Source organism: Streptomyces gilvus (assembly GCF_022513565.1).
GTDB classification, from domain to species: domain Bacteria; phylum Actinomycetota; class Actinomycetes; order Streptomycetales; family Streptomycetaceae; genus Streptomyces; species Streptomyces gilvus.
The window spans coordinates 1-755 of the sequence record NZ_JAKWBE010000080.1 but is presented as its reverse complement, the minus strand read 5'-3'; the positions used below and the strand labels follow the sequence as shown (position 1 = coordinate 755).

Below are 755 nucleotides of genomic sequence, written 5' to 3'. Positions count from 1 at the left end.
AGCCCGCGCCGCGGCGGCAGCGTCCGTCGAGATTTCCTCAGCACCCGACCAGTTGGCCGAGTGGGCGGACAAGCGGCGCAACGTCCCACGCCGAGCCCTCGGGCAACCGCAGTCGACGACGTGGCGCAGCTCCTACTGGCCTCGCTGAAGGAACAGGCCCCTCAACCTTGGAGAAACCATGAATACCCTGCTTGCGCAAGCAGGACCTACCAGGACTGCTCCACCGCCGCACGCGCGCGTGGTGATCGCGAAACCCGGACTCGACGGCCACGACCGTGGCGCGAAGGTGATCGCACGAGCCCTGCGTGACGCCGGCTTCGAAGTGATCTACACCGGCCTGCATCAGACGCCTCAACAGATCGTCGCCACCGTCGTCGCCGAGGACGCATCGCTCCTGGGACTGTCCGTACTCTCGGGTGCCCATCTGACGATCGTGGAGAAGGTCATCGAACTGCTGGCCAAGGAAGAGGCCGGCGACGTCCGTGTCCTGATCGGAGGCATCATCCCCGACGCCGACATTCCAGTTCTGGAAGCCATGGGTGTCGACGCGGTTTTCACCCCCGGCTCGGACATCGGCCGGATCGTCGAAACCGCTCACCGTCTCACTACGACCCCTATCGACACGCCGGAGCCGGCATGCTGACCAAGGTGCTCATCGCCAACCGTGGCGAAATCGCTGTCCGCGTGGCCCGCGCCTGTCGGGACGCCGGCATCGCGAGCGTGGCCGTCTACGCCGACCCGGACCGGGACGCATC

2 protein-coding genes are annotated in these 755 nt (G+C 66.6%); both read left to right on the top strand.

Features of this window, described 5'->3' with window-relative positions:
* Positions 1 to 178 precede the first annotated feature (178 nt).
* Positions 179 to 643, top strand: a complete 465-nt coding sequence (locus MKW14_RS40695) for a cobalamin B12-binding domain-containing protein (RefSeq protein ID WP_240871828.1) — start codon at positions 179 to 181, stop codon at positions 641 to 643.
* Positions 640 to 755: biotin carboxylase N-terminal domain-containing protein (locus MKW14_RS40690; protein WP_276623373.1), on the top strand; the 116-nt coding region annotated here is incomplete at its 3' end. The genes MKW14_RS40695 and MKW14_RS40690, both read left to right, overlap by 4 nt.

Coding starts and splice junctions, on each gene's coding strand:
- MKW14_RS40695 (WP_240871828.1), top strand. CDS start 179: ATGAATACCCTGCTTGCGCAAGCAGGACCTACCAGGACTGCTCCACCG.